At 74.1% G+C, this 25,010-nt stretch carries 25 protein-coding genes; 16 read left to right on the plus strand and 9 right to left on the minus strand.

The window, feature by feature from the left end; genetic code table 11:
* Positions 1-23 precede the first annotated feature (23 nt).
* Both I4I81_RS28700 and I4I81_RS28705 read left to right on the plus strand, forming a co-directional pair.
* Positions 24-983: an IS481 family transposase gene (locus tag I4I81_RS28700; RefSeq protein ID WP_218616460.1), complete on the plus strand. Its 960-nt coding sequence runs from the start codon at positions 24-26 to the stop codon at positions 981-983.
* A gap of 145 nt (positions 984-1,128) precedes the next feature.
* Positions 1,129-1,335: a hypothetical protein gene (locus I4I81_RS28705; protein ID WP_218606319.1), complete on the plus strand. Its 207-nt coding sequence runs from the start codon at positions 1,129-1,131 to the stop codon at positions 1,333-1,335.
* A 4-nt stretch (positions 1,336-1,339) separates the two neighbouring features.
* On the opposite strand, the gene I4I81_RS28710 is transcribed toward I4I81_RS28705, so the two are convergent.
* Positions 1,340-1,495, minus strand: a complete 156-nt coding sequence (locus I4I81_RS28710; protein ID WP_218606320.1) for a hypothetical protein — start codon at positions 1,493-1,495, stop codon at positions 1,340-1,342.
* A gap of 2 nt (positions 1,496-1,497) precedes the next feature.
* Positions 1,498-2,583 (minus strand): glycosyltransferase family 2 protein, encoded by a 1,086-nt coding sequence (locus I4I81_RS28715; RefSeq protein ID WP_225924720.1) that lies wholly within the window; start codon positions 2,581-2,583, stop codon positions 1,498-1,500.
* A gap of 196 nt (positions 2,584-2,779) precedes the next feature.
* On the opposite strand from I4I81_RS28715, the gene imuA' reads away from it, so the two are divergent.
* From imuA' to I4I81_RS28745, 6 genes are all read left to right on the plus strand, one after another.
* Positions 2,780-3,508, plus strand: coding sequence for a DnaE2-dependent mutagenesis accessory factor ImuA' (gene imuA' / locus I4I81_RS28720; protein ID WP_218616461.1), 729 nt, complete (start codon positions 2,780-2,782; stop codon positions 3,506-3,508).
* A gap of 171 nt (positions 3,509-3,679) precedes the next feature.
* Positions 3,680-5,602 (plus strand): Y-family DNA polymerase, encoded by a 1,923-nt coding sequence (locus tag I4I81_RS31705; RefSeq protein ID WP_218616462.1) that lies wholly within the window; start codon positions 3,680-3,682, stop codon positions 5,600-5,602.
* A 44-nt stretch (positions 5,603-5,646) separates the two neighbouring features.
* Positions 5,647-6,522, plus strand: coding sequence for an NAD(P)H-binding protein (locus I4I81_RS28730; RefSeq protein WP_218601454.1), 876 nt, complete (start codon positions 5,647-5,649; stop codon positions 6,520-6,522).
* Positions 6,523-6,532: 10 nt separating this feature from the next.
* Positions 6,533-6,934: a MerR family transcriptional regulator gene (locus I4I81_RS28735; protein WP_218601455.1), complete on the plus strand. Its 402-nt coding sequence runs from the start codon at positions 6,533-6,535 to the stop codon at positions 6,932-6,934.
* On the plus strand, positions 6,931-7,266 hold the full coding sequence (locus tag I4I81_RS28740; RefSeq protein WP_218601456.1) for a thioredoxin family protein: 336 nt from the start codon (positions 6,931-6,933) through the stop codon (positions 7,264-7,266). Before I4I81_RS28735 ends, I4I81_RS28740 begins: the two co-directional genes overlap by 4 nt.
* 131 nt (positions 7,267-7,397) lie before the next feature.
* On the plus strand, positions 7,398-10,715 hold the full coding sequence (locus I4I81_RS28745; RefSeq protein ID WP_218601457.1) for an error-prone DNA polymerase: 3,318 nt from the start codon (positions 7,398-7,400) through the stop codon (positions 10,713-10,715).
* Between the two features lie 91 nt (positions 10,716-10,806).
* Here I4I81_RS28745 and I4I81_RS28750 read toward each other — a convergent pair whose 3' ends face one another.
* Positions 10,807-11,436, minus strand: coding sequence for a GPR1/FUN34/YaaH family transporter (locus I4I81_RS28750; protein WP_218601458.1), 630 nt, complete (start codon positions 11,434-11,436; stop codon positions 10,807-10,809).
* A gap of 191 nt (positions 11,437-11,627) precedes the next feature.
* Between I4I81_RS28750 and I4I81_RS28755 the strand changes: the two genes are divergently transcribed.
* Genes I4I81_RS28755 through I4I81_RS28770 form a run of 4 tightly spaced genes read left to right on the plus strand, consistent with a single transcriptional unit; the run spans position 11,628 to position 14,617 of the window.
* Entirely contained in the window at positions 11,628-12,470 is an 843-nt protein-coding gene (locus tag I4I81_RS28755) for a bifunctional methylenetetrahydrofolate dehydrogenase/methenyltetrahydrofolate cyclohydrolase (protein WP_225926364.1), read from the plus strand.
* Between the two features lie 2 nt (positions 12,471-12,472).
* Entirely contained in the window at positions 12,473-12,754 is a 282-nt protein-coding gene (locus I4I81_RS28760; protein WP_226363618.1) for a DUF3017 domain-containing protein, read from the plus strand.
* The gene (locus I4I81_RS28765; protein ID WP_218601460.1) at positions 12,732-13,292 is read left to right on the plus strand and encodes a carboxymuconolactone decarboxylase family protein; all 561 of its coding nucleotides are present in this window, start codon (positions 12,732-12,734) and stop codon (positions 13,290-13,292) included. Before I4I81_RS28760 ends, I4I81_RS28765 begins: the two co-directional genes overlap by 23 nt.
* Complete coding sequence (locus I4I81_RS28770; protein ID WP_218601461.1) at positions 13,289-14,617, plus strand: DUF2252 domain-containing protein; 1,329 nt, start codon at positions 13,289-13,291, stop codon at positions 14,615-14,617. Before I4I81_RS28765 ends, I4I81_RS28770 begins: the two co-directional genes overlap by 4 nt.
* On the opposite strand, the gene I4I81_RS28775 is transcribed toward I4I81_RS28770, so the two are convergent.
* The 4 genes from I4I81_RS28775 to I4I81_RS28790 form a co-directional block, all read right to left on the minus strand.
* The gene (locus tag I4I81_RS28775) at positions 14,610-16,172 is read right to left on the minus strand and encodes an alpha/beta hydrolase (RefSeq protein WP_218601462.1); all 1,563 of its coding nucleotides are present in this window, start codon (positions 16,170-16,172) and stop codon (positions 14,610-14,612) included. The two genes, I4I81_RS28770 and I4I81_RS28775, sit on opposite strands and share 8 nt — an antisense overlap.
* Before the next feature lie 68 nt (positions 16,173-16,240).
* Complete coding sequence (locus I4I81_RS28780; protein WP_218601463.1) at positions 16,241-17,167, minus strand: ABC transporter ATP-binding protein; 927 nt, start codon at positions 17,165-17,167, stop codon at positions 16,241-16,243.
* Positions 17,164-17,970 carry an ABC transporter permease gene (locus I4I81_RS28785; RefSeq protein WP_218601464.1) on the minus strand — a complete coding sequence of 269 codons (807 nt, stop codon included), beginning with the start codon at positions 17,968-17,970 and terminating at the stop codon, positions 17,164-17,166. Before I4I81_RS28785 ends, I4I81_RS28780 begins: the two co-directional genes overlap by 4 nt.
* Positions 17,963-18,748 carry an ABC transporter permease gene (locus tag I4I81_RS28790; RefSeq protein ID WP_218601465.1) on the minus strand — a complete coding sequence of 262 codons (786 nt, stop codon included), beginning with the start codon at positions 18,746-18,748 and terminating at the stop codon, positions 17,963-17,965. The genes I4I81_RS28785 and I4I81_RS28790 overlap by 8 nt, the downstream gene beginning before the upstream one ends.
* Positions 18,749-18,891: 143 nt before the next feature.
* Between I4I81_RS28790 and I4I81_RS28795 the strand changes: the two genes are divergently transcribed.
* Positions 18,892-19,719: a helix-turn-helix domain-containing protein gene (locus I4I81_RS28795; RefSeq protein ID WP_218601466.1), complete on the plus strand. Its 828-nt coding sequence runs from the start codon at positions 18,892-18,894 to the stop codon at positions 19,717-19,719.
* Between the two features lie 93 nt (positions 19,720-19,812).
* Here the strand turns inward: I4I81_RS28795 and I4I81_RS28800 are convergent, their stop codons facing one another.
* Positions 19,813-20,163: a YybH family protein gene (locus tag I4I81_RS28800; protein WP_218601467.1), complete on the minus strand. Its 351-nt coding sequence runs from the start codon at positions 20,161-20,163 to the stop codon at positions 19,813-19,815.
* Positions 20,164-20,171: 8 nt separating this feature from the next.
* Positions 20,172-22,331 carry an NADP-dependent isocitrate dehydrogenase gene (locus tag I4I81_RS28805; RefSeq protein WP_218601468.1) on the minus strand — a complete coding sequence of 720 codons (2,160 nt, stop codon included), beginning with the start codon at positions 22,329-22,331 and terminating at the stop codon, positions 20,172-20,174.
* Between the two features lie 131 nt (positions 22,332-22,462).
* Between I4I81_RS28805 and I4I81_RS28810 the strand changes: the two genes are divergently transcribed.
* Genes I4I81_RS28810 through I4I81_RS28820 form a run of 3 tightly spaced genes read left to right on the plus strand, consistent with a single transcriptional unit; the run spans position 22,463 to position 25,010 of the window.
* The gene (locus tag I4I81_RS28810; protein WP_218601469.1) at positions 22,463-22,813 is read left to right on the plus strand and encodes an SH3 domain-containing protein; all 351 of its coding nucleotides are present in this window, start codon (positions 22,463-22,465) and stop codon (positions 22,811-22,813) included.
* A gap of 29 nt (positions 22,814-22,842) precedes the next feature.
* Positions 22,843-23,634 carry an exodeoxyribonuclease III gene (locus tag I4I81_RS28815; protein ID WP_218601482.1) on the plus strand — a complete coding sequence of 264 codons (792 nt, stop codon included), beginning with the start codon at positions 22,843-22,845 and terminating at the stop codon, positions 23,632-23,634.
* Positions 23,634-25,010 carry a serine/threonine-protein kinase gene (locus I4I81_RS28820; protein ID WP_218601470.1) on the plus strand — a complete coding sequence of 459 codons (1,377 nt, stop codon included), beginning with the start codon at positions 23,634-23,636 and terminating at the stop codon, positions 25,008-25,010. Before I4I81_RS28815 ends, I4I81_RS28820 begins: the two co-directional genes overlap by 1 nt.

Raw genomic sequence — 25,010 nt, forward strand, 5'->3', positions numbered from 1 at the left:
GCACCCGACCCAAGGAGGCCCTCGTGCTCCACCGTAACGCCCCGCTGTCCGAGACCGGCCGGCTCCGCCTCGCCCGCTGCGTCGTCGAGGACGGGTGGCCACTGCGCCGCGCCGCGGAACGGTTCCAGGTCTCAGTCGGCACCGCGAAGCGTTGGTCAAGCCGCTACCGCACCGAAGGCCCAGCCGGGATGGTCGACCGTTCCTCCCGCCCGCACCACAGCCCGAACCAAACCCCGACCCGCACCGAGCGACGCATCATCAAAGTCCGGGTCCTGCGCCGCTGGGGACCGGCCCGGATCGGGTTCCTGCTCGGCATCGCCTCCTCCACCGTGCACCGGGTCCTGACCCGCTTCGGCATGGCCCGTCTGGCCCACCTCGACCGCACCACCGGCCAGACCGTCCGCCGCTACGAACACAAACAGCCTGGTGACCTGGTCCACGTCGACATCAAGAAGCTGGGCAACATCCCCGACGGCGGCGGCCACAAGACCCTCGGCCGCGCCGCTGGCCGCCGCAACAGAGGTAGCCGAAAGATCGGCTACAGCTACCTGCACAACGCCCTGGACGACCACTCACGCCTGGCCTACACCGAGATCCTGCCCGACGAGCGCAAGACCACCGCGGCACAGTTCTGGGCCCGCGCCGCGGCCTGGTTCCACGCACAAGGCATCGAGAACATCGCCCGCGTCCTGACCGACAACGGGTCCTGCTACCGCTCCCGCGACTTCGCCCAAGCCCTGCACAACACCGACACCGTCCACAAACGGACCCGCCCCTACCGGCCCCAAACCAACGGCAAGGTCGAGCGGTTCAACCGCACCCTGCTCGACGAATGGGCCTACGCCCAGCCCTACCGCACCGAGACCGCCCGACGAGCCGCCTTGCCCGACTGGCTGCACTACTACAACCATCACCGCGGACACACCGCGATCGGCGGCCCACCCGCCACCCGAGTCCCCAACCTCACGGGACAGAACACCTAGGGTCGTCGGTACGGGTTGCGCCTCGACACGGCTGCGCCGCGTCCCCCGGACGTCGCACCGCTGATCCGCCCGCTCGCACGGGCCTCCGCCGTGCCCGACGTCCGATCCGGAATCCCCTTCCCGATCGACGCGGAGCAGGTACCCCATGTCCCGGTCCCACCCGTCCGGTGGCCGCCACGAGCTCGGCCAGAACCACCTCGTCGACGAGCGCCTCACCCGGCGCATCGCCGCACTCGTCACACCCGGGGCACCGACCCGGCACCTCGTCGGGCGGGCCGACCCGGTCACCGGCGTCCGGCCGCGTGACCTGACCGCGGAGCACCGGACATCCCTGCACCGGACGGCTCGATGACGGGTCAGCGCTCCCGGCGGGGGATCAGGCGCACCGCGGCGAACCCCGCGGCCAGCAGCGTGCACGCGGCGACGGCGTACCAGAGCGTGCCGAGCCCGTCGGTCGCGAGCGCGCCGGCGGGGAGCGCGAGGAACGCGGTGGAGCCGAGTTTGCCGTACACGCTCAGGCCTCGGCCGGGACCGGGGCGACGCCGTGGTGCCAGCCCGCGGCACGGCGGGCGAGCAGGTCGACGGCCGCGCGCAGGAACACGGCCTGCTGCACCAGGTCGTAGCCGAACTCGACGACGACCGGCGCGGCGAGCAGCATCGCCCACACCCCGCGGCGGCGGACCGTCACCACCCGCTCGACGACGAACAGCACGGTGATCACGAGCCACGGGCCGCGCGGCGGACCCAGATCACCGCGCGCCGCGAACAGGGTCGTGGCCAGCAGGAACAGCGCGACGGCGACGATCCCGGCGTACATCGCGGCCTGTCGCAGGGCGTACGGCGCGGTGACGCGGGTGAGCCCGTAGGCGCGCAGGTTCTCCAGCGCGCCGCGCTGCCAGCGCAGCCGTTGGCGCCACAGATCGGACCAGGTCGTCATCACCTCGGTGACGACGACGCACTCGCGCGGCGACACGGTGCGGTGCCCGAGCGTGCGGATCGCGAGGGTGATCTCGTTGTCCTCGGTGAGGGCGGCGGGGTCGTACACAGCGCCCGGGCGGCCCGGCAGCGTCCGGCCGCGGGCGTCGGCGACCTCGCGCAGGACCCGGGTGCGGAACAGGGTCGCGGTGCCGGTGAGCACCCGGGCCTCGCCCCGGCGGCGGCCGACCTCGCGGGCGTAGCGCGCGTACTCGTTGCGCTGCAGTGCGCCGACGAGCCCGCCGCCGTCGCGGCCGGTGAACACCCCGCCGACCGCCCCGATCCCGGGGTCGTCGGCCAGTCGGGTGACGGCGGCGGCGAGGAACCCGGGGACCAGGGCGGAGTCGGCGTCGACGACCAGGACGAGGTCGTCGTCGGTCGTCACCGGGAGCAGGGGCCCGAGGGCCTGGTCGAGCGCGCCGGCCTTGCGGTCGGTGTTGTCGACGGTGGTGACGACCTCGACGCCCGCCGCGGCGGCCACGGCGGCGGTGCGGTCGGTGCAGCGGTCGGCGATCACGATGACCCGGTCGGGTGGCGGGGTCTGGGCCCGCAGCGAGGCGAGGGTGTCCGGCAGACTGCGTTCCTCGTCGTGCGCGGGTACGAGAGCCGTGACCCGTTGAACCATGCAGTCCATTGTGTACGGCTGTTCGGTCTACTCCCAGACTTGTTCTTACGTCGTGCGTGCGCTACCCGGACTTGAAGTAGGTGCGATCTCTCGATACTGTTCGAACAGACGTTCGAGCACGCCGACTTCCCCCCGGCGCGAGTTCCGCTACATCGTGACGGGGAGGCATGTCGTGGCCGAGGCCGCTGTCCGACGCATGCCCGGGGATCCTCCCCGGGCCGACGCCGCGAGCCGGTTGGAGCTGGCCCGCGGGGTGCTGCGCGGCCTGGAGGACCGGGCCGCCGGCGTCCGGCCCGTCGCGGGTCCCGAGGCCGACGGGCGCGTACTGCCGGTGTCCGGCCCGTTGGCCCGGTTGCTGCCGGCCGGCGGGTTGCGTCGGGGGTCCGCGGTGTCGGTGCTGGGCGGTCCGGGGTCCACCTCGCTGCTGTTGGCGCTGGTCGCCGAGGCGTCGGCGGAGGGGGCGTGGGTGGGGGTCGTCGGACGTCCGGAGCTCGGGCTGGTCGCCGCGTCCGAGGCGGGCGTGCGGCTCGACCGACTGGCACTGGTGCCGCGGCCGGGTCGCGACCTGCTCGCCGTCACGGTGGCCCTGCTCGACGGGATGGACGTCGTCGCGGTGGCGGGAGGTGGGGTGCGCGCGGGCGACCGGCAGCGGCTCGTCGCCCGGGCCCGCCAGCGGGGTGCGGTGCTGGTCGCGCTGGGGCAGTGGCCGGGTGCCGACGTCGAGCTGAGCTGCGCCGACGCCCAGTGGCAGGGTCTGGGGACCGGGGCCGGGCGGCTGTGCGCGCGGCGGCTCCGGGTGGAACTGCGGGGGAAGGGGCTCGGTCCGGGGAGGGGTGGGCGGCTGCTGCTGCCGGCCGACGGTGGAGGCATGGGCGGCGCGCCCGAGATGGTCGTGCCGGCGCCGGTCGCCGCGGTGGCGGGATGAGGGCTCTCGCGCACCTTCCGTCGCTCCGCGCATGGTCGAGGGTGCGCGCGGCGCTGGGAGGTGCGCGGTGGGACCGGGTGTGCGGGCGGATCCGGGAAGGTTGCCGCTCATGATCGCCAGGGGCGGCCCACAGGTGTCGCCCGTGAACCCTCCGCACCACTCCCGGCGATCATGAGCGCGCCGGTGCGGGTGCTCGCGCTGTGGTCGCCGGACTGGCCGGTCGTCGCGGCCGCCCGCGCGGAGGGGGTGGCGCCGCACCGGCCCGCGGCGGTGGTGGCCGCCAACCGGGTGCTGGCCTGCTCGGCGGTCGCCCGCGCGCACGGGGTCCGACGCGGGTTGGGACGTCGCGAGGCCCAGTCCCGCTGCCCCGAACTGGTGGTGCTGGCCCGCGACCCCGACCGCGACGCGCGCGCGTTCGAACCCGTCGTCGTCGCGGTGGAGGAGCTGGCACCGGGCGTCGAGATCGTCCGGCCGGGGCTGCTGGCGATGCCGGCGCAGGGGCCGGTCGGCTGGTTCGGCGGGGAGCAGGCCGCGGCGGAGCGGCTGGTCGACCAGGTGGCCGCGCGCACGGGCGTCGAGTGCCAGGTCGGGGTGGCCGACGGGCTGTTCGCCGCCGTGCTCGCGGCCCGGCGCGGGCTCGCGGTGGGCCCGGGCGACACGCCGCCGTTCCTTGCCCCGCTCGGCGTCGAGGAGCTCGACCGCGAGCCCGACGCCGGGCGCGCCGATCTCGTCGATCTCCTGCGCCGCCTCGGCCTGCGCAGCCTCGGCGCGTTCGGGGCGCTCGACGCCGACGACGTCGCCTCCCGGTTCGGCGCCGACGCCGTGCTCGCCCACCGCCTGGCCCGCGGCCTCGACCCACGCCCGCCGCTGCGCCGCCGCCCGCCCGAGGAACTGGCCGTCGAGATCGAGCTGGACCCGCCGGTCGACCGCGTCGACGCCGCCGCGTTCGCCGCCCGCGGGCTCGCCGAGCAGCTGCACGCCGCACTGGCCGGGCACGGGCTGTCCTGCACCCGCCTCGGGATCTCCGCCCGGGGCGACGACGTGCGTCTGCACCGCATCTGGCGCTGCGCCGAGCCGCTCACCCCCTCCGGCACCGTCGACCGCGTCCGCTGGCAGCTCGACGCCTGGCTCGCGCGCGGGAACGCGGGGGCGGTGCGGTGGCTGCGGCTGACGCCGGAGGAGACGGTCACGGCGGGGGCGCTGCAGCTCGGGCTGTGGGGCGAGATCGGGGAGGCCGACGCGCGGGCGGGGCGGGCGATGGTGCGGGTGCAGGCGCTGCTCGGGCCCGACGGCGTGGTCACCGCGGTGCTCGCCGGTGGGCGCGATCCCGCCGAGCAGGTGCGGCTGGTGCCCTGGGGCGACGAGCGAGAGACCGCCGCCCCGACTGCCGGCGCGCGGGTGTCCGCCCGCCGGGCCGCCCGTGCTGCCGGGCGGCGATCCGGGGCGGGCGGCGATCCGGGTCGGGTCGGGGAGGCCGGGTCGGTGGATGGGGCCGGGTCGGTGGACGGGGCCGGGTCGGAAGGGGGTGCGGGGCCGGTCCGGGCGGCCGGGGAGGAGGGGCCCGAGCTGGGGGCGTGGTCGTGGGGGAAGCGGCCGGGCGACGGCGGACCGCGCCGGGCCCCCGCGGGCTGGCCCGACGACGTGCTGCGCGCCACCGGGCGGGTGAGTGCGGTCGACCGTCCCGAGGACGGGCACCCCCGCCCCAGCAACGCGCGCCGCCGCGCGGTCACGCGGTCGGCGCCGATCGGCCGCTCCGCGGTCCCGGAACCGCCGCCGTCGTGGCCGGGCCGGGTGCCGGCCCCGTCCCCGGCGACGGTGCCCGTCGAGCCGCTGCCGGCCGAGCCCGTCGACGTCGACGGCGCCCCGGTCGGGCTCGCCGACCCCGACCGGCTCACCGCGGCGCCGCACCGGGTCGCGGTCGACGGTGGCCCGGTGCGCGAGGTGCGGGGGTGGGGCGGTCCGTGGCCGCTGGAGCAGCGCTGGTGGGCGGGCGCCGAGCCCGTCAGCCGGATGCAGATCGCCCTCGACGACGGCACGGCGCTGCTGCTGGCCCACCGCGGCGGGAGGTGGTGGGTCGTCGGCGTCTACGACTGAGGTGCCTGACGGGGGTTGTCAGGGACCGCTGCCAGCGTGGGGTCATGAGGATCGCCGTCACCACACCCACCGGGAACGTCGGCCGGCACGTCGTCGCGATGCTGGTGCGCGCCGGCCTGCGTCCGGTCGCGCTGCTGCGCGATCCCGCGCGCCTGCCCGAGGCCGTGCGTGACCACGTCGTCGCTGTCCGGGTCGACCTCGACGACGCCGACGCGGTCGCCGCCGCCACGGCCGGGGTCGATGCCCTGTTCTGGGTGAACCCGGCCGGTCCGGACGGGGACCCGGTCGCCCACCACGCCCGCCTCGGTGCGCACGCCGCCCGCGCCGTCACCGAGAACGGCATCGTCCGCACGGTGTTCCAGAGCAGCGTCGGCGCCGAGCTGAGGCACGGCGTCGGGGAGATCGACGGGCTCGCCCGCACCGAGGAACTGCTCGACGCCACCGGCGCCCCGGTGCTGCACCTGCGCTGCGGCTACTTCTTCACCAACCTGCTCCTGCAACCCCTGTCCGACGTCGTCCCGGTGGTGCTGCCGGTCGACCGGCAGATGCCCTGGGTCGCACCGCGCGACATCGCGGAGGTCGCCGTGCACCGCCTGCTCGCGGGCTGGACCGGCCGGCGGGTCCAGGCGGTGCACGGGCCCGAGGACCTGAGCTGGGAGCAGGCGGCCGCCGTCGTCGCGCGGGCGACCGGCCGTCCGCTGCGCGCCGAACGCATCCCCGACGAGGAGATGCGCGGGATGCTGCGCGGCGCGGGGCGGGGGGTGGCGCAGGTGGAGTCGATCATGGGGATGTCGACCGGTATGCGCGACGGGTTCGTGCCCGAGCAGCCCCGCGACGCCACCACGACCACCCCCACGACGCTCGCCGCATGGGCCTACGCGGAACTCCGGGCTGGCCTTGACGTCGACGTACGGGTCTAGCGTCGCCGTCATGCGGATCGGGGAGCTGGGGCGGCGCGTCGGCGTCAGCACCCGCACGCTGCGCCACTACGAGTCGCTCGGCCTGCTGCCCGCGCGGCGCGACGGCCACGGCCACCGCCGCTACGACGACGCCGACGCGCGGGCCGTCACCGAGATCCGGGCGCTCGTCGGGCTCGGGTTCGCGCTGGAGGAGACCCGCCCGTTCGTGGAGTGCCTGCGCGCCGGGCACGCCACCGGCGGGAGCTGCCCGGACTCGATCGCGGTGTACCGGGCCAAGCTCGACGAGGTCGACGCCTACCTCGCCCGGCTGCACGACGTCCGCGCGGAGCTGCGCACGCAGCTGAACGCCGCACTGGCGGCCCGCGCCCCCGAACCGCGGTGCGCGCTCGACCTCCCGGAGGGAACCCGATGATCGTCCTGACCGATCCGACGTTCGACGAGCTGGTGCTGCGGTCGTCGCACCCCGTGCTCGTGGACTTCACCGCCGACTGGTGCCCGCCCTGCCGGATGATCAAGCCGGTGCTCCGCGAGATCGCCGCCGAGCTGGAGGGTCGGCTCGTCGTCGCGCAGCTCGACGTCGACGCGAACCCGCTGACCGCCCGCGCCGCCGGGGTCATGGGCATGCCGACGCTGAACCTCTACGTCGACGGTGTCGTGGTGGCGCAGGTCGTCGGCGCCCGGCCGAAGGCGGCGTTGCTGCGGGCGATCGAGCCGCACCTCCCGGCTCCGGTGCGGGCGCCGTAGGACAACTCGCCGGGCGGCGTAGGACAACTCGCCGGGCGGCGTCGGCAAACTCGCGGAGCGGTGTCGGCAAACTCGCGGGGGTGGGGGGCGTGACGTTGAGCTGATCTCGAACATGTGTTCGACTGGACGGCATGGGCTGGAACAACCCGGACGTCCCGTGGTCGGTGCTGGAGGCGGCGCTGTCCGGGCGTACGCGCGACGGATCGACTCTCACCGGCGGGCCGGAGGTCGACGGAGGCGACTCACCGGCGTGGTCGCGCAAGCGCGGCCCGTACGAGTCGCCCGACCTGGAGCGGCCGGAGGTGCGCGTCCCGTTCGCCGAGCTGCACTGCCACTCCAACTTCAGCTTCCTCGACGGCGCGAGCCACCCCGAGGAGCTGGTGGAGCAGGCGGCGCGCCTGGGCCTCGACGCGCTCGCACTCACCGACCACGACGGTATGTACGGCGTGGTCCGCTTCGCCGAGGCCGCGGCCGAGGTGGGGATGCCGACGGTGTTCGGCACGGAGCTGAGTCTGGGCCTGTCCGCCCCGCAGAACGGCGTGGCCGACCCCGAAGGCGGGCACCTGCTGCTGCTCGCCCGCGACCCCGAGGGCTACGCCGCGCTGTGCCGCTCGGTCAGCGCGGCGCAGCTGCGGGGGGAGGAGAAGGGGCGCCCGGTCTACGACCTCGACGAGGTCGTGGCCGAGACCGCGGGCCACGTGATCGCGCTGACCGGCTGCCGCAAGGGCGCGGTGCGGCGTGCGCTGGAGACCGGCGGTGATCCGGCGAAGGAGCTCCGCCGGCTCACCGGGTGGTTCGGGGCGGACGGGGTCGCCGTCGAGCTCACCCACCAGGGCCTGCCCACCGACTCCGAACGCAACGACGCCCTCGCCGCCCTGGCCCGCGACGCCGGCCTGCCCACGATCGCCTCGACGGCCGCCCACTACGCCACGCCCGACCGGTTCCCGCTGGCCACGGCGCTGGCCGCGGTGCGCTCCCGGCGCAGCCTCGACGAGATCGACGGCTGGCTGCCCCCTGCCGGCACCGCCCACCTGCGTTCGGGGGCGGAGATGGCGGCCCGGTTCGAGACGCGGTACCCGGGCGCGGTCGGGCGGGCGGCGGAGTTCGGGCGGGCGTGCGCGTTCTCGATCCGGCTGGTGGCCCCGGACCTGCCGCCCTTCCCGGTGCCGCCGGGGGAGACGGAGACGAGCTGGCTGCGGCAGCTCACCTGGCGCGGGGTGGCGCGGCGCTACGGCAGCCACGCCGAGTACCCCCGGGCCGTCGCCACGGTGGAGAAGGAACTGGAGATCATCCAGGCCAAGAACTTCCCCGGCTACTTCCTGATCGTCCACGACATCGTGCAGTTCTGCCGTCGCGCCGACATCCTCTGCCAGGGGCGGGGGTCGGCGGCCAACTCCGCGGTCTGCTTCGCACTGGGCATCACGAACGTCGACGCGGTGGCGATGGGGCTGCTGTTCGAGCGGTTCCTGTCCCCGGCGCGCGAGGGCTACCCCGACATCGACCTCGACATCGAGTCCGGGCGCCGCGAGGAGGTCATCCAGTACGTCTACGCCACGCACGGGCGGTGGTGCGCGGCGCAGGTGGCCAACGTGATCACCTACCGGCCGCGGTCGGCGGTCCGCGACATGGCGGGTGCGCTGGGGTTCTCACCGGGTCAGCAGGACGCGTGGAGCAAGCGGATCGAGCGCTGGAACGGCGCGCCGGTCGTCGAGGGCATGCCCGACCAGGTCGCCGAGCTGGCCGGGCAGCTGATCGGCTTCCCCCGCCACCTCGGCATCCACTCCGGCGGCATGGTCATCTGCGACCGGCCGGTGGCGGAGGTGGTGCCCGTCGAGTGGGCGCGGATGGAGGGCCGCACCGTGGTGCAGTGGGACAAGGACGACTGCGCGTACGCCGGGCTCGTCAAGTTCGACCTGCTCGGGCTGGGCATGCTCACCGCGCTGCACCTGATGATCGACCTCGTCGCCGAGCACACGGGGGAGAAGATCGAGCTGCACGAGCTGCAGCCCACCGACGCGGGCGTCTACGAGATGCTGTGTCGCGCCGACTCCGTCGGGGTGTTCCAGGTGGAGTCCCGCGCGCAGATGGCCACGCTGCCCCGGCTCAAGCCGCGCACGTTCTACGACCTGGTCGTCGAGATCGCGCTGATCCGCCCCGGCCCCATCCAGGGCGGCTCGGTGCACCCCTACATCGCCCGCCGCAACGGCGCGGAGTGGCGCCACGACCACCCGCTGCTCGAGAACGCGCTCGACAAGACCCTGGGCGTGCCGCTGTTCCAGGAGCAGCTCATGCAGGTCGCGGTCGACGTCGCCGGCTTCACCCCGGGCGACGCCGACGAGCTGCGGCGCGCGATGGGCTCCAAGCGGTCGACGGAGAAGATGGAGAAACTGCGCGCGCGGTTCTTCGACGGGATGGCGGCCAACGGGATCACCGGGGAGATCGCGGACGGGATCTTCGCCAAGATGCTGGCCTTCGCCAACTTCGGCTTCCCGGAGAGTCACTCGATCAGCTTCGCGTCGCTGGTCTACTACAGCGCCTGGTTCAAGCGGTACCACCCGGCGGCGTTCTGCGCGGCGTTGCTCAACTCCCAGCCGATGGGGTTCTACTCACCGCAGTCGCTGGTGGCCGACGCCCGCCGGCACGGCGTGCTCGCCCGCGGCCCGGACGTCAACCACGGCCGGTCCGAGGCGCTGCTGCAGCCCGACCCGCTCAGCGACGGCGGGTTCGCGATCCGGCTGGGCACCGCGGAGATCCGCGGGATCGGGCCCGACCTCGCCGAGCTGATCGACGCCGAGCGCGGCCTGCGCGGCCCCTTCCGCGACCTCGCCGACCTCTCCCGCCGCGTCCGGCTCACCGTGCCGCAGGCCGAGGCACTGGCGACGGCGGGGGCGTTCGGGTGCTTCGGAGTCGATCGGCGCTCCGCGCTGTGGGCGGCCGGTGTGGTCGCGTCGGTGCGCCCGGACCAGCTCCCGGGCACCGCGGTGGGTCTCGACGCGCCCGCGCTGCCCGGCATGACCGACGTCGAGCTCACCGTCGCCGACGTCTGGGCCACCGGCGTCTCCCCGGACAGTCACCCGCTGCAGCACGTGCGCGAGCGGCTCGACCGGCTCGGCGCGCTGCGCATCGACCGGCTCGCCGCGCTCGACGCCCCGACCGACCCGGAGCGGCGTCCGCCCCGCGTGCTGGTCGGCGGGGCCGTCACGCACCGGCAGCGCCCGGCCACCGCGAAGGGCGTCACGTTCCTCAACCTGGAGGACGAGAGCGGGATGCTCAACGTCACCTGCTCGGAGGGGCTGTGGGCGCGCTACCGCACGGTGGCCGTCGGCAGTGCCGCGCTGCTGGTGCGCGGGCGGCTGGAGCGCAGCGAGGAGGGGGTGCTCAACCTCGTCGCCGACCGGTTGCAGCGCCTCGACCTGGCGGTGGCGGTGAAGAGCCGCGACTTCCGGTGACCCGGCCGGGACACGAACGGAGGCCCCGCCGCACGGTGTGTGCGGCGGGGCCTCCGGGGTCGAGCGGGTACTGGTACTTCGCGAGGGGCTGCTACTTCTGGATCGGGCTGCCCAGCGACATCGCCGGCCCGCCGAGCTCCTGGCCCATGCCGTCGATCCACACGTAGGCGAAGATCGCGCAGAAGATGAACACGCTCACCCCGGCCAGGGTGTTGAAGATCGCCGCGCCGGTCAGCGCGTTGGCGAGCACGAGGGCCACCGCGACACAGACGAACACGAAGCCGGCCGAGAAGGCCAGCGGGAGCCGCAGCGTCGCCAGCGTCAGCGCGACGAAGACGATCAGCCACGACAGCAGGAAGGTCGGCAGCGGGGTGCTCGTCGCGGTGAGCGCGAACCAGCCGTTGGTGACGGCCGCGAGCAGGATGCCCAGGCTGATCCAGAATGCGGAGAACGTGCCGAAGATGCCGGCGACCGCGCTGCCCCCGATCCGGGCGGCCCAGATGCTCGCGATCATCAGGAACAGGCCGTTCGAGAAGACCAGCGCGGGGATGATGCCGCCGACGTCACCGGCGGGCAGGTAGCCGACCAACCAGAGGCCGAGGGACAGGGCGCCGGGCAGGAACGTTGCAAGACCCAGCAGGGCCGGGTTACCGGCTGGGGCTACTGGGGCCGGCGCTGCGGCGGCGTGCGCTCCGGACTGGACGTCGCTCTCCACACTCATGGACCATGCCTCTCGTCGGTGGCTCGTCCGGCGTCTCTGCCGGTCACGGCGCCGATTGTGCGCGTCGTCACAAGGATTAGACACCTGCCCGATAGGCCAGAAGTGGACCTGTACCGGAATGAGACACCGTGACCGTGCCGAGATCATGACGGCCGGTCGTCTGGAAGGATGCAGACGTGACGGCGAGACTGATGGACGGCAAAGCGACCCTGGCCTCGATCCTCGACGAGCTGCGCGGCCGCGTCGAGAAGCTGACGGCCGCGGGGGCCACCCCCGGGCTCGGCACGGTGCTCGTCGGTGACGACCCCGGCTCCCACTCCTACGTACGCGGCAAGCACCGCGACTGCGCGCAGGTCGGGATCACCTCGTTCCAGCGGGAGCTGCCGGCCGACGCCACACAGGCCCAGGTCGAGGCCGTCATCGACGAGCTGAACGCCGACCCGGCGTGCACCGGCTTCATCGTGCAGCTGCCGCTGCCCCGCGGGCTCGACGCCGGTGCGGCGCTCGAGCGCGTCGACCCCGACAAGGACGCCGACGGCCTGCACCCGGTCAACCTCGGACGGCTGGTGCTCGGCGAGCCGGGGCCGCTGCCGTGCACGCCGCGCGGGATCGTCGAGCTGTGCGCGCGCTACGGCGTGGAGCTGCCGGGCAAGCGGGTCACCGTCGTCGGGCGCGGGGTCACGGTCGGGCGCCCGCTGGGCCTGCTGCTCACCCGACGCGCGGAGAACGCCACGGTCACGCTGTGCCACACCGGCACCCGCGACCTGGCCGCCGAGGTGCGCCGGGCCGACATCGTGGTCGCCGCCGCCGGTGTGCAGGGGCTGATCACCGCCGACATGGTGGCCCCGGGCGCCACCGTCCTCGACGTCGGCGTCACGCGCACCGAGCTGGGCCTGGTCGGCGACGTCGACCCCGAGGTGGCCGAGGTCGCGGGCCTGCTCGCGCCGATGCCCGGCGGCGTCGGCCCGATGACGCGCGGGATGCTGCTGACCAACGTCGTGGAGGCGGCCGAGAAGGCGGCGGGTCGGGGCTGAGCGTGCGCACCCGCCTGCCGGTGTGGGCCCCGACGGGGCTCGTGCTGCTGATCGCCGCCGCCGGGATGGTGCGCGTGCTCATGGAGCACTGGCGCCAGGGCGGGGTGCTGCTCGGCGGTGCCCTGCTCGTCGCCGCGACGCTGCGGGTGGCGCTCCCGCAGGACGAGGTCGGGCTGCTCGCGATCCGCAGCCGCGTCCTCGACGTCGTCTGTTACGTCGTGCCGGGCGTCGTGCTGATCCTGCTCGCGATCACCATCACCCGTGGCCAGCTCACCCTCGCCTGAGCGGCGTCTGTCGCCGCTGCTCCCCGCCGACCTCGACGAGGAGCAGCGGACGCTGCGTGAGAGCCTCGCGACCCCGGCCGGACGGGTCGAGATCGCGCCCGACGGCACCCTGCACGGCCCGTTCGACGCGATGCTCCGCGCGCCCCGGTCCGGCACGGCCCTGCAGGCGCTCGGCGCCGCCCTGCGCTACGACGGCGTCCTGCCCGACCGGGTCCGCGAGCTGGTGATCCTGCGCGTCGCGGCGCACCACCGCAGCGGCTACGAGTGGCACGCGCACGCCCCGGTCGCGGCCGCGCTGGGCGCCACCCTCGACACCGGGGATCCCGTCGAGCGGGCGGCCCTGGACGCGACGGCGGAGCTGCTCGCCACCGGCGACCTCACCGACGACGCCTGGACCCGTACCGTCGACGCGCTGGGTGAGGCCGGCGCCGTCGAGCTCACCACCGTCGTCGGCTACTACGCGCTGCTCGCGATGCAGCTGCGGGTTCTGCGCGTGCCTCTCCCCGACGGGGCTCCACCCGCTACGTTCGGCGCATGACCGACGCCTCCGACACCCGTTCGGCGCGCATCGTCGACACGCTGGTCGACGCCTTCGACGACCTCATGGCCGCGAACCCCGCCGCGTTCCGGACGAAGTTCCGCAAGATGGCCGCCGACCCGTTCGCGTTCTACCGCGGCAGCGCGTGCCTGTTCTACGCCGACGTCGCCGAGCAGGACGACCCGTGGGCGAACGAGCAGACGAGCCGGGTGTGGATCCAGGGCGACCTGCACGCGGAGAACTTCGGCACCTACATGGACGGCGACGGCGTCCTGATCTTCGACGTCAACGACTTCGACGAGGCCTACGTCGGGCACTTCACCTGGGACGTGCTGCGGTTCGCGGCGAGCATGGCGCTGATGGGCTGGCGCAAGGCGATCTCCGACGACGACATCACCGAGCTCGTCCGGGGCTTCGTGCGCGGCTACGTCGACCAGGTGCGCACGTTCGTCGACTCCGACGACGACCGGAGCTTCGCGCTGAACCTGCGCACCGCCGAGGGGGCGATCCACCAGGTGCTGCAGCTCGCCCGGCTGCGCACCCGGGTGGAGCTGCTCGACGGCATCACCGAGGAGGAGGGCTTCGACCGGATCCTGCGCGACGGGCCCGGCGTGCGCCGCCTCGACGACGACGAGCGGGCGAAGGTGGTCGACGCGTTCGGCCGCTACCTCGACTCGATCCCGGAGTCCAAGCGCTTCCGCGGCGTCGCCTACACGGTGAAGGACGTGATCGGCCGCTCCGGGTTCGGGATCGGCAGCGCCGGGCTCCCCGCCTACACCGTGCTGATCGAGGGGCTCAACGAGGCGCTCGACAACGACGTCGTCGTGTCGATGAAGCAGGGCAACGTCGCGGCGCCGTCGCGGGTGGTGACCGATCCGGAGATCGCGGCGGCGTTCCGGCACCACGGGCACCGCACCGCGGTCTCACAGCGCGCGCTGCAGGCCCACGCCGACCGCCTGCTGGGCTGGACCGACCTCGACGGCGTCGGGTTCGTCGTCAGCGAGGTCTCGCCGTATGAGAACGACCTCGACTGGAGCAACCTCACCGAGCCCGACGAGATCCTGCCCGTCGTGGGCTACCTGGGCCGGGCGACGGCGAAGGTGCACTGCGTCGCCGACTCCGACGCCGACCACACGCTGGTCCCGTTCCAGACCGAGGACGCGATCCTGGCCGTCCTCGACGGGCGGGAGGAGGAGTTCGCCGACTGGGTCGTCGAGTTCGCCCACTCCTACGCCGCCCGGGTCCGCGAGGACCACGCCCTGTTCGTCGAGGCGTTCCGGGGCGGGGCGATCCCCGGGGTCGCCTCGACGGGCCAGCTCAGCTGAAGGGCACCCGGTCCGGGGAGCAGGTCGCGCCCTGGACCGGAACCGTTCCTTCGGTCAGGTAGGTGCCCACCGCCTGCACCACGCACGTCGACTGCTGCGCGGCCACGTGCCCGACGCCCTCGTGCACCAGCAGCGCGCTGTTCGGCACCAGGTCGTGCAGGCGCTGTGCCGCGGCGAGCGGGGTGGCCGGGTCGAACCGGCTGTTGACGATCAGCACCGGCTCGTCGGTCGGCGCGGCCCACGGGCCGCGGTAGCCCTCGACGGTGACCGGCCACTGCGCGCACACGCTGTCGCCCCACGCCCGCAGCGCCCCGAAGTGCGGCACGGCGGTGTCGCGCCCGGCGGCCGCGGCTGTGAACGCGTCGGGGCCGTCGGGGGAGGCGTTCTCCGCGCAGTTGACGCCGAACGCGGTGGCGTTGAGCGGGCCGGCGTAGGGCGCGGCGATGAGGTCGGCGTCGTCGCGCAGGCTGATCAGGACCTGGGCCGTCGTGACGCCCGCCTCACCGGTGGGGTCGGCCAGAGCCTGCTCGGCGAGGGCCAGGAACGAGGCGCCCGCGACGGGCTGCTCCCACAGGCTCGGCTGGTAGAGCCAGTTGCCGGCCCACGACACCACCTCGGAGTACCCGAGCCGCACGGTGCGCCCGTCGGGCGCGGTGAGCTGCACGGGGGCCTCGCGCAGTGCCGTGGTGAGGCGGTCCCACGCACCGGCCGGGTCGCCCGCGCCGAACAGGCAGCGCTCGCCGCCCGCCGCGCACAGCCGTAGGAACTCCTGCATCGTCGCGGCGGTCGACACGTCGCTGCCCAGGCGGGTGCTGCGCAGCGGCTCGTCGCCGGTGATCTGGGCCGGGTCCACGACGCTGTCCAGGACGAACCGGCCGACGTGCTCGGGGAACAGGTTGGCGTACACCGTGCCGAGGAACGTGCCGTAGGACTGCCCGACGAAGCTCAGCCGCTCCTCGCCCAGCGCGCCGCGCAGCGCGTCCATGTCGCGGGCGGCCTCGTCGGTGGAGAGGTGGTCCATGATCTCGCCGGAGTTCGCGACGCAGGACCGCGCGTACGCGGCGTCGGCGGCGAGGCGGGCGTCGCGCTCGGCGTCGTCGACGGGGATCGAGGGGATCTCGGGGGCCGCGTCGGCGCACGCCATCGCGGGCTGCGACCCGCCCGCGCCGCGCTGGTCGAGCGCGATCACGTCGTAGCGGGCGTAGACCTCGGGTGTCAGGGGATCAGGGACGGCGCCCGCGCGGATGCCGGTGACGTAGTCGACGACGCTGTAGCCGGGACCGCCGCGGTGCAGGACGAGCGAGCCGATCCGGTTCGCGGGGTCACCGGCCGGGATCCGGACGACGGGCAGCGCGAACGTCGGGCCGTCGGGCTCGGCGCGGTCGACCGGCACGGTGAGGGTCGCGCAGTCCAGTGCGGCGTCGGAGGCGCAGTCGGACCACCGCAGCTGCGGGGCGGTGGCATCGGACCCGGGGGAGCCGGACGCCGGGGCGGCACAGGCCGTCAGGGCGAACAGCCCGGCCACGGCGGCGGCGAGGCGCGCAGATCGGATCATGGTCCGAGCATCGCGACCCGGGGGCGGCCCGCGGCAGTCCCGACGATCACGGGGATCGATGACACCTGTCACGAGGCGTACAGCGTCCGCACCAGGTCCTCGATCGACGGCTCGTCCACGGTGACGTCGCGGAGCTCCACCCGGCGCGCCACCTCGGCGATCAGCGCCGCCGCCGTGGTGGCGTCGGTGAACTCCAGGCGCTGGCGCAGCCCCTGCGCCTCGACGGCGACGCCGACGACCCCGGCCAGCCCCTGCAGCGGACCCGCGGGTTCCACCAGCTCGACGACCAGCGTGCGGTGCCCGGCGAAGCGGCGCCGCAGCGTCGTGAGGTCGTCGTCGACGAGGACGCGCCCCCGGTCGATGACGACGACGCGCCGGCACAGCCGCTCGACGTCGGGCAGGTCGTGCGTGGTGAGCAGCAGCGTCACGTCGCCGCGGGCGTTCACCGCGGACAGGAACGTGCGCAGCCGCTCCTTGCTGGCGAGGTCGAGACCGATCGTCGGCTCGTCGAGGACGAGGAGCTCGGGGGAGTGCAACAGGGCGGCCGTGACCTCGCCGCGCATCCGCTGCCCGAGCGAGAGCTGGCGGACCGGCGTGCCGAGGAACGCGGCCATGTCGAGCAGCTCGACGCACTCGTCGAGCCGTTCCCGGTGCTGCGCGGCCGGCACGCGGTGGATCGCGCCGTGCAGCGCGAAGCTCTCGGCGAGCGGCAGGTCCCACCACAGCTGGCTGCGCTGTCCGAACACCACGCCGATCCGCCGCGCCAGCGCCTTCCGCTCACGCACCGGGTCGAGCCCGCACACCCGCGCGGTCCCCGAGCTGGGCACCAGCACGCCGGTCAGCATCTTGATCGTCGTCGACTTGCCCGCGCCGTTGGGTCCGAGGAAGCCGACGGCCTCCCCGCGGGCGACGTCGAGCGTCACGTCGGCGACGGCGGTGATCCGGGCGCGGCGCACGCGGAACTCCCGGCCGAGCCCCTCTGTGCGGATGATCATGATCCCGTTCCCTGGTAGCGGCGGACCCCGGTCCGCCAGACGAGTGCCGCCCCGCCCACCGCGAGCGCGGCGACGAGCGGCGAGGCGTACTGCAGCGCCACCGGGAACCCGAGCGGATCCGGCCGGCCCAGCAGCGCGAGCGCCGGGAAGTAGGCGACGAACGCGCCGGGCACCGCGAAGCACAGGATCCGGCGCAGCCACGGCCCGTACACGGTGATCGGGTAGGAGGTGGCGAAGTTCGAGCCGTAGGTGACGGAGTTGGCGACCTCCCGGCCGTCGACCACCCAGAACGACACCGTGTTGGCCGCCACCCAGACCGCCGCGAAGATCACCGCGCCGGTCAGGGGCGCGGTCACCGCGACGAGCACCCGCACGGGCGTCCATTCGATCCCGCTGGTGGCCAGGGCGTAGGCCAGGGCGGCGAGCCCGGCGGCGACCCTACCCAGGCGCTTGAGGGCGACGTCGGCGGACAGGATCTGGGCGAGCGTGCCGAGCGGGCGCAGCAGCAGGACGTCGAGCTCCCCGGTGCGGATGAGGTTCGGCAGCTCCTCGACCTGGCCGACGGACAGGTCGGCGATCCCGAACGCGGTGGCGGCGAGGGCGTACATCAGCACGACCTCGTTGCGGTCGAACCCACCTAGGCTCGTGACCTGCGTGAACACGACGAGGATCGCCACCAGCTCGATGCTCTGCCCGATCAGCTGCGCGACGACGTCGAGCGCGAACGAGGTGCGGTAGGCGAGCTGGCTGCGGATCCGGGAGGCGATGATGCGACGGTGGACCGCGGTGCCGGTGTCAGCCACCCTGCACCACCAGCCGTCGCGATCCCCGGTGCAGCACGACCCGGCCGACGGCGAGCAGCAGCACCGCCCAGAAGGCCTGCCCGGCGAGCGCGCCCAGCGGATCGCCGCGCTCCAGGAAGACGTCGATCGGGGTCTGGAACAGCGACGGTGCGGGCGTGAACGCCAGAGCCGAGCGCGCCCACCCGGGGAACCAGGCCAGCGGGACCACCAGCCCGGACAGCACCCCGCCGACCACGCCCCACACGGCGAGGACGCCGCGCGCGTCGAGCAGCCAGAACGCGCTGGCGTTGAGCAGGAACCGCACGCCGAAGCTGACGACCACCCCGAGCAGCGCGGCCACGGCGAAGAACACCCAGGTGGCGGGCCGCTCGGGCCAGCGGATGGGGAACAGCAGCGCGCCGAAGACCATCGGCGGCACGAGCCGGGACAGCACGGCGAACCCGGCGCGTCCCAGGTCGGTGGCGAGCAGCGCGGCCTGCAGGTCCCACGGACGGCCCAGGTCGATCACGACGTCGCCGGTGCGGATCCGGGTGGACAGCTCGCTGTCGCCCCACAGCAGGACGACGGTGAGCAGCCCCTGCCCGAGCCAGACGAACGTGACCGCCGCGGCCACGTCGTACCCGGCCACGACCGGGCGCTGGTCCAGCACGGCGACCAGCACGGCGGCGCGCAGCAGCCCGAAGACGACGTTGGTGGTCAGGCCCGCGAGGGCGGCCTGACGGTAGGTGGCGAAGCGGCGGAATGCGGCGATCACGAGCTGCGGGTAGGGCGCGAGCACGTCAGTCCACGTTACGACCGCCCGCAACCGGTTTACCGCCCACCGCGAGTGTGCCGTCGGCGCGCACCGTCTTCGCCGATCGCGTACGCCCTTCGGCCAACACCCCGGACGCGAGCGGCGGACTCGGCGGGGAGGATGGGGGTGTGGAGGAGCCGCGCCCGATCGACCCCGTGGAGCACGCCCACCTGCGCGACGCCACCGGCTTCAGCCCCCCGGTGCACCGCTACGCGCCCGGGCCCGGGCTCGCCGACCTGGTGCGCCGCTACTGGGTGCCGGTCTGGTCGCTGCCGCCCGGCACCGTGTCGAGCCAGCGCGTGCTGCAGTACCCCGTGTGTCTGGTCGTCGTGGCCGACTCCTACGCCCGGCTCTACGGGGTGCGGACCGGGTTGTCGGTCGTCGAGCTGAGCGGCACCGGATGGGCGGTCGGGGCGATGCTGCAGCCCGCGGGCGGCTCGCTGGTGTGGGGCGGGGCGGTCACGGAGCTGACCGACCGCCACGTCGACCTGTCCGAGGTCCCCGGCGTCGACGGGTCCGGGCTGACCGGACGGGTCCGGGCCGCGATGGGACCGGCCCCGGACGCCGCGGGTCGTCTCGCCGCCGTCGCGCACCTGGAGCGGGAGCTGGAGCGCCTCGCACCCGTCGACGACGAGGGCCGGCTGGTCAACGCGATCGTCGAGTACGTGGAGGGCGACCCGGAGGTGCGGCGGGTGGGCCAGGTCTGCGCGAAGTTCGACATCGGCGACCGCACACTGCAGCGGCTGCTGGCCCGGCGCCTCGGGTTGAACCCGAAGTGGCTGATCCAGCGCCGCCGCCTGCAGGAGGCCGCGGCCCGGCTGCGCACCGGTCCCGGCACGCTCGCCCGCGTGTCCGCCGATCTCGGGTACGCCGACCAGGCGCACTTCACCCGCGACTTCCGCACGGTCACCGGCGTGACGCCCGGCGACTACGCCGCCGAGCCCCGCACCCCCTGACCGCCGAGCGTGCCGCAGACGCCCACCGTCTCGGCCGATCCGATGTGCACGATCGGCCACGACCCGGGCGTCGACGGCACACCCGCCGCGGGGTCAGTCGCGCGCGTCGGGCTGGTCGAGCGCCCACAGCCAGTGCCCGCCGGGTTGGCGCCGCGCCACCTCGCAGGTGACGGTGCCGTCGTCGCGGGCGGTGGACGTCAGAGCCAGGTTCCCCCGGCGCACCGTCGGCCGCGGCCGCCCGGGCGACAGCCGCGTGCCGTCCTCCACGAGCAACGCGTAGACCTCGCGGATCTCGGCCGCCCCGACGGCCGTCCCGCCGCCGGGGCGGCCGAGAGCGGCGTCGGGCTCGTAGAGGGCGACCGCCCCCTCCACGTCGCCGGTGTTGACGCGCTCGACGAGCAGCCGGCCCAGATCCTCGGGCGTGGCGGCCCGCCCGTCACCCATGCCGGTGGTCAGAACTCCGTGAGGGCCGCGGTGAACGTGGCGCTGGGACGCATGATCGCGTCGGCCTTCGCCTTGTCCACGTGGTAGTAGCCGCCCAGGTCGACGGGCTCGCCCTGCACCGCGGCCAGCTCGCCCACGATCGTCTCCTCGTCACCGGCCAGGCGGGTGGCGAGGTCGGTGAACAGGCCGGCGAGCTCGGCGTCGTCGGTCTGCGCGGCGAGCGCCTGGGCCCAGTAGAGCGCCAGGTAGTAGTGGCTGCCGCGGTTGTCGATCTCGCCGACCTTGCGCGAGGGCGACTTCCCGTTCTCCAGCAGCTTGCCGGTGGCGTCGTCGAGGGCCTTGCCGAGCAGCCCGGCGCGCGGGTTGTCGGTCTTCTCGGCCAGGAACTCCAGCGAGACGGCCAGTGCGAGGAACTCGCCGAGGGAGTCCCACCGCAGGTGGTTCTCCTTGACGAGCTGCTGCACGTGCTTGGGGGCCGACCCGCCCGCGCCGGTCTCGAACAGCCCGCCGCCGTTCATCAGCGGCACGATCGAGAGCATCTTGGCGCTGGTGCCCAGCTCCAGGATCGGGAACAGGTCGGTGAGGTAGTCGCGCAGCACGTTGCCGGTGACCGAGATGGTGTCCTCGCCGCGCTTCGCCCGCTCCAGGGTGTAGCGGGTGGCGGCGGCGACGTCGAGGACCTCGATCGTCAGCCCGTCGGTGTCGAGCTCCTCGAGCTGCGCGCGCACCTTCTTGAGCACCTCGGCGTCGTGGCCGCGGGTCTCGTCGAGCCAGAAGACCGCGGGCGAGCCGGTGGCGCGGGCGCGGGAGACGGCCAGCTCGACCCAGTTGCGGATCGGGGCGTCCTTGGTCTGGCAGGCGCGCCAGATGTCGCCGGCCTCGACGGTCTGCGACAGCAGGACGGTGCTGTCGGCCCCGACGACCTGGACGGTGCCCGCGGACGCGACCTCGAAGGTCTTGTCGTGGCTGCCGTACTCCTCGGCCTTCTGCGCCATCAGGCCGACGTTGGGGGTGGTGCCCATCGTCGTGGGGTCGAAGGCGCCGTTCTCCCGGCAGAAGTCGATCGTCTCGGCGTAGAGCGCGGCGTAGGAGGAGTCCGGGATGACGTACTTGGTGTCCTGGAGCTTCCCCGCGGCGTTCCACATCTGCCCCGACGTGCGGATCGCGGCGGGCATCGACGCGTCGATGATGACGTCGCTGGGCACGTGCAGGTTGGTGATGCCGCGGTCGGAGTCGACCATCGCGACCGACGGGCCCGACTCGTAGGTGGCCGTGATGGCCTTCTCGATCGACTCGCGCGTGGCGGCCGGGAGCTTCTCCAGCGCGGTGAGCACGCTGGCGAGGCCGTCGTTGGGGTTGGCGCCGACGGAGGCGAGGTCGTCGCCGTACTGCGCGAACACGTCGGCGAAGTAGGCGGTGACGGCGTGCCCGAACAGGATCGGGTCCGACACCTTCATCATCGTGGCCTTGAGGTGCACCGAGAACAGGACACCGCGCTCACGGGCGTCGGCGACCTGGGCGGCGAGGAACGCGTCGAGGGCCTCGCGGCGCATCACCGCGGCGTCGACGATCTCGCCCGCGATCACCGGGAGCTCCTCCTTGAGCACGGTGACGGTGCCGTCGGCGGCGACGTGCTCGATGCGCAGCGTGTCGGCGGCGTCGAGGGTGACCGAGCGCTCGGAGTGCCGGAAGTCGCCGTCGTCCATCGTGACGACGTGCGAGCCGGACTCGGCGGACCAGGCGCCCATCGAGTGCGGGTGGGCCTGCGCGAAGCCCTTGACCGACGCGGGCGCGCGGCGGTCGGAGTTGCCCTCGCGCAGCACCGGGTTGACCGCGCTGCCCTTGACGGCGTCGTAGGCGTCGTGCGGGTAGTCCGGGACGTCGAAGCCGGCCTTCTGCAGCTCGGCGATCGCGGCCTTGAGCTGCGGGATCGACGCGCTCACGTTGGGCAGCTTGATGATGTTCGCCTCGGGCGTCGTCGCCAGCTCGCCCAGCTCGGCGAGCGCGTCGGGCACCAGCCCGAACGCGGCGAGCACGCGGGCGGCGAGGGAGATGTCGCGGGTCTCGACGTCGACGCCGGCCTTGCCCAGGAACGCCTCGACGACCGGGAGCAGCGAGTGCGTCGCCAGTGCCGGTGCCTCGTCGGTGTAGGTGTAGATGACCTTCATCGGGTTCTGCGCCTGCCTCGGTGATCGGGTACGCGGGGACGTTGCCGCCACGCTATACCGTACGCCCGTTCTGTTAAAACCCGCCTGCGTGGGCGATGCCCGGGCCGTCACCGGGCGGCTACCGTGGGTCGGTGCCCCTGGGAATCAAGCGTCCGGCCCTCAAGCGCCCGGGCGTCGAGGCGTACCGCAGCTGGACGTTCGTCCTCATCCTGGGTGTGGTCCTCACGGTGTTCGCGATGATCGACCGCGGCGCGGGAACGGCGGGTGCCGACGGGTCCACGGGCTGTCAGCTGGAGGTCACGACCGACCAGCTCAACGTGCGTGCGGGGCCCGCTGAGGAGTCCGAGCTGCTCGGTGCGCTGGCCCGCGGCACGCTGGTCGACGGCACCCGGACCGTCACCGACGGCTTCCGTGCGCTGGAGGACGGGACCTTCGTCTCGGACACCTACCTGACCCCCGTGCCCGGCACCGACTGCGGCTGAGGGATTCTGCCCAGGTGGATCAATCGGGGCTGCTCGTCGTCACCTCGGTCAACGTCAACGGGATCCGGGCCGCCGCCGTCAAGGGGCTCGCGACGTGGCTCGCGGGCACCGCGGCCGACGTCGTCTGCCTGCAGGAGACGCGCGCGCAGCCCGAGGAGGTGCCGGCCGGACTGTTCGACGGCTGGCACGCCCGGTTCGCGCCGTGCCTGTCCGCGAAGGGTCGCAGCGGGGTCGCCGTCCTCACCCGCGCCGAGCCCGACGCCGTCCGCACCGGCATCGACGACGACGAGTTCGCCGGCTCGGGCCGCTACCTCGAGGTCGACCTCCCCGGCGTCACGGTCGGGTCGCTGTACCTGCCCAGCGGCACCGTCGGCACGCCGAAGCAGGACGAGAAGGACCGCTTCCTCGCCTCCTTCGCGCCCTACCTCGCGCTGCGGCGGGCGAAGGCCGCGGCCGAGGACCGCGAGGTGCTCGTCTGCGGCGACTGGAACATCGCCCCGGCGGAGGCCGACATCCGCAACTGGCGCGGCAACGTCAGGAACTCGGGGTTCCTGCCGCACGAGCGGGAGTGGCTGGCCGCGCTGGTCGGCGACGGCTGGGTCGACGTCGTGCGTGCGCAGCACCCGGGCGTCGACGGGCCGTACTCGTGGTGGTCCTACCGCGGCCACGCGTTCGACAACGACACCGGCTGGCGCATCGACCACCACCTCGCGACGCCGGGCCTCGGCGCCCGCGCCCGCTCCGCCGTCGTGGAACGGGCCCCGAGCCACGCGGAGCGCTGGTCGGACCACGCACCGGTGACGGTGGTGTACGGACCGTGATGCCCACGCGCGTCATCGGCGGCCGCTACGTCGTGCTGGCCGAGCTGGGCCGCGGCGGCATGGGCATCGTCTGGCGCGCGGAGGACCGCGTCATGGGGCGGCACGTCGCCGTCAAGGAGCTGCACCTGCCCGCCGGGCTGCCCGCGCAGGAGCGGCAGCTCTTCCGCGAGCGGCTGCTGCGCGAGGCGCGGACCGCGGGGCGGCTCAACGACCCCGGGATCGTCACCGTCTATGACGTCGTCACCGACGAGGGCGTCGACCACATCGTCATGGAGCTGATCGAGGCGCGGACGCTGGCGCAGGTCGTCGCGGAGTCCGGGCCGCTCGACGAGCGCGACGCCACCGCGATCGCACGCCAGCTCCTCGCGGCGCTGCGGGTGGCGCACGAGGGCGGGGTCGTGCACCGCGACGTCAAGCCCAGCAACGTCATGCTCGCCGCGGGGGGCCGGGTGAAGCTCACCGACTTCGGCATCGCCCAGGCCGCGGAGGACCCCCGCCTGACGACGACGGGGTCGCTGATCGGGTCGCCGGGGTTCATGTCGCCCGAGCGGCTCGAGAGCGGTTCGGCGTCGCCCGCGGGTGACCTGTGGGCGCTCGGTGCCACGCTGTTCCACGCGGTGCAGGGCCACGGCCCGTTCGACCGCGAGACGACGGCCGCCACGATCTCCGCCGTCCTGCACGGCGACCTGCCCACGACGCGCACCCGTGGCCCGCTCGGGTCGGTGATCACCGGGCTGCTGCAGCGGTCGCCGCAGGCGCGGCTGTCGGGGATGCAGGCCGAGGCGCTGCTGGCGTCGTCGGGCGAGGCCCCAGCCCCGGACGTCGCGACGACCCCGCTCGCGTCCGCCCCGCGGCGCAGCGTCCGTCCGTGGCTGATCGGGATCGCCGTCGCACTGGTGGCCGGGCTCGTCGGCGGGCTGGTCGGCGGGTTCGCGCTGGCGGGGCTGGGGGATCCGGACGTCCGCACGCTGACCTACGGCGAGGGCGGTGACATCGGCGTCTACGACGTCTCGTTCCTCTACTGCCTGCAGGTCCGTCCCGACCCCGGGCAGCAGATCGCGAGCAGCGCCACCGTGTCCTGTGACTCCCCGCACGCCGCGGAGGTGTTCGGCGTCGTCGAGACGTTCGCGAGCTCCGATGCCGTGCCCTACCCCGACGGCCTGGCGGAGTTCGCCGCGGCGGCCTGCGCCATGCGCTTCGACTCCGGGCTGGTCGCCGACCGGGAGGGGGTCGTCGTGACCGCCCTGCTTCCGTCGCAGGCGGAGTTCGGCCGCGACAGCGGCAGCGGCTCGTTCCAGGACCGGGACGTCTACTGCCTGCTCAGCTCCGCCGACGGCGCCTCCCAGCTCACCGGCTCGCGGCTGGCGACGTCGTGA

The organism is Pseudonocardia abyssalis (genome assembly GCF_019263705.2).
Taxonomy (GTDB): Bacteria; Actinomycetota; Actinomycetes; order Mycobacteriales; family Pseudonocardiaceae; genus Pseudonocardia; species Pseudonocardia abyssalis.

Bases quoted from the DNA above. Each gene is read 5' to 3' on its own strand.
- I4I81_RS28705 (WP_218606319.1), top strand. From the start codon at position 1,129: ATGTCCCGGTCCCACCCGTCCGGTGGCCGCCACGAGCTCGGCCAGAAC.
- I4I81_RS28715 (WP_225924720.1), bottom strand. From the start codon at position 2,583: ATGGTTCAACGGGTCACGGCTCTCGTACCCGCGCACGACGAGGAACGC.
- imuA' (WP_218616461.1), top strand. From the start codon at position 2,780: ATGCCCGGGGATCCTCCCCGGGCCGACGCCGCGAGCCGGTTGGAGCTG.
- I4I81_RS31705 (WP_218616462.1), top strand. From the start codon at position 3,680: ATGAGCGCGCCGGTGCGGGTGCTCGCGCTGTGGTCGCCGGACTGGCCG.
- I4I81_RS28730 (WP_218601454.1), top strand. From the start codon at position 5,647: ATGAGGATCGCCGTCACCACACCCACCGGGAACGTCGGCCGGCACGTC.
- I4I81_RS28735 (WP_218601455.1), top strand. From the start codon at position 6,533: ATGCGGATCGGGGAGCTGGGGCGGCGCGTCGGCGTCAGCACCCGCACG.
- I4I81_RS28740 (WP_218601456.1), top strand. From the start codon at position 6,931: ATGATCGTCCTGACCGATCCGACGTTCGACGAGCTGGTGCTGCGGTCG.
- I4I81_RS28745 (WP_218601457.1), top strand. From the start codon at position 7,398: ATGGGCTGGAACAACCCGGACGTCCCGTGGTCGGTGCTGGAGGCGGCG.
- I4I81_RS28750 (WP_218601458.1), bottom strand. From the start codon at position 11,436: ATGAGTGTGGAGAGCGACGTCCAGTCCGGAGCGCACGCCGCCGCAGCG.
- I4I81_RS28755 (WP_225926364.1), top strand. From the start codon at position 11,628: ATGGACGGCAAAGCGACCCTGGCCTCGATCCTCGACGAGCTGCGCGGC.
- I4I81_RS28770 (WP_218601461.1), top strand. From the start codon at position 13,289: ATGACCGACGCCTCCGACACCCGTTCGGCGCGCATCGTCGACACGCTG.
- I4I81_RS28775 (WP_218601462.1), bottom strand. From the start codon at position 16,172: ATGATCCGATCTGCGCGCCTCGCCGCCGCCGTGGCCGGGCTGTTCGCC.
- I4I81_RS28780 (WP_218601463.1), bottom strand. From the start codon at position 17,167: ATGATCATCCGCACAGAGGGGCTCGGCCGGGAGTTCCGCGTGCGCCGC.
- I4I81_RS28800 (WP_218601467.1), bottom strand. From the start codon at position 20,163: ATGGGTGACGGGCGGGCCGCCACGCCCGAGGATCTGGGCCGGCTGCTC.
- I4I81_RS28805 (WP_218601468.1), bottom strand. From the start codon at position 22,331: ATGAAGGTCATCTACACCTACACCGACGAGGCACCGGCACTGGCGACG.
- I4I81_RS28820 (WP_218601470.1), top strand. From the start codon at position 23,634: ATGCCCACGCGCGTCATCGGCGGCCGCTACGTCGTGCTGGCCGAGCTG.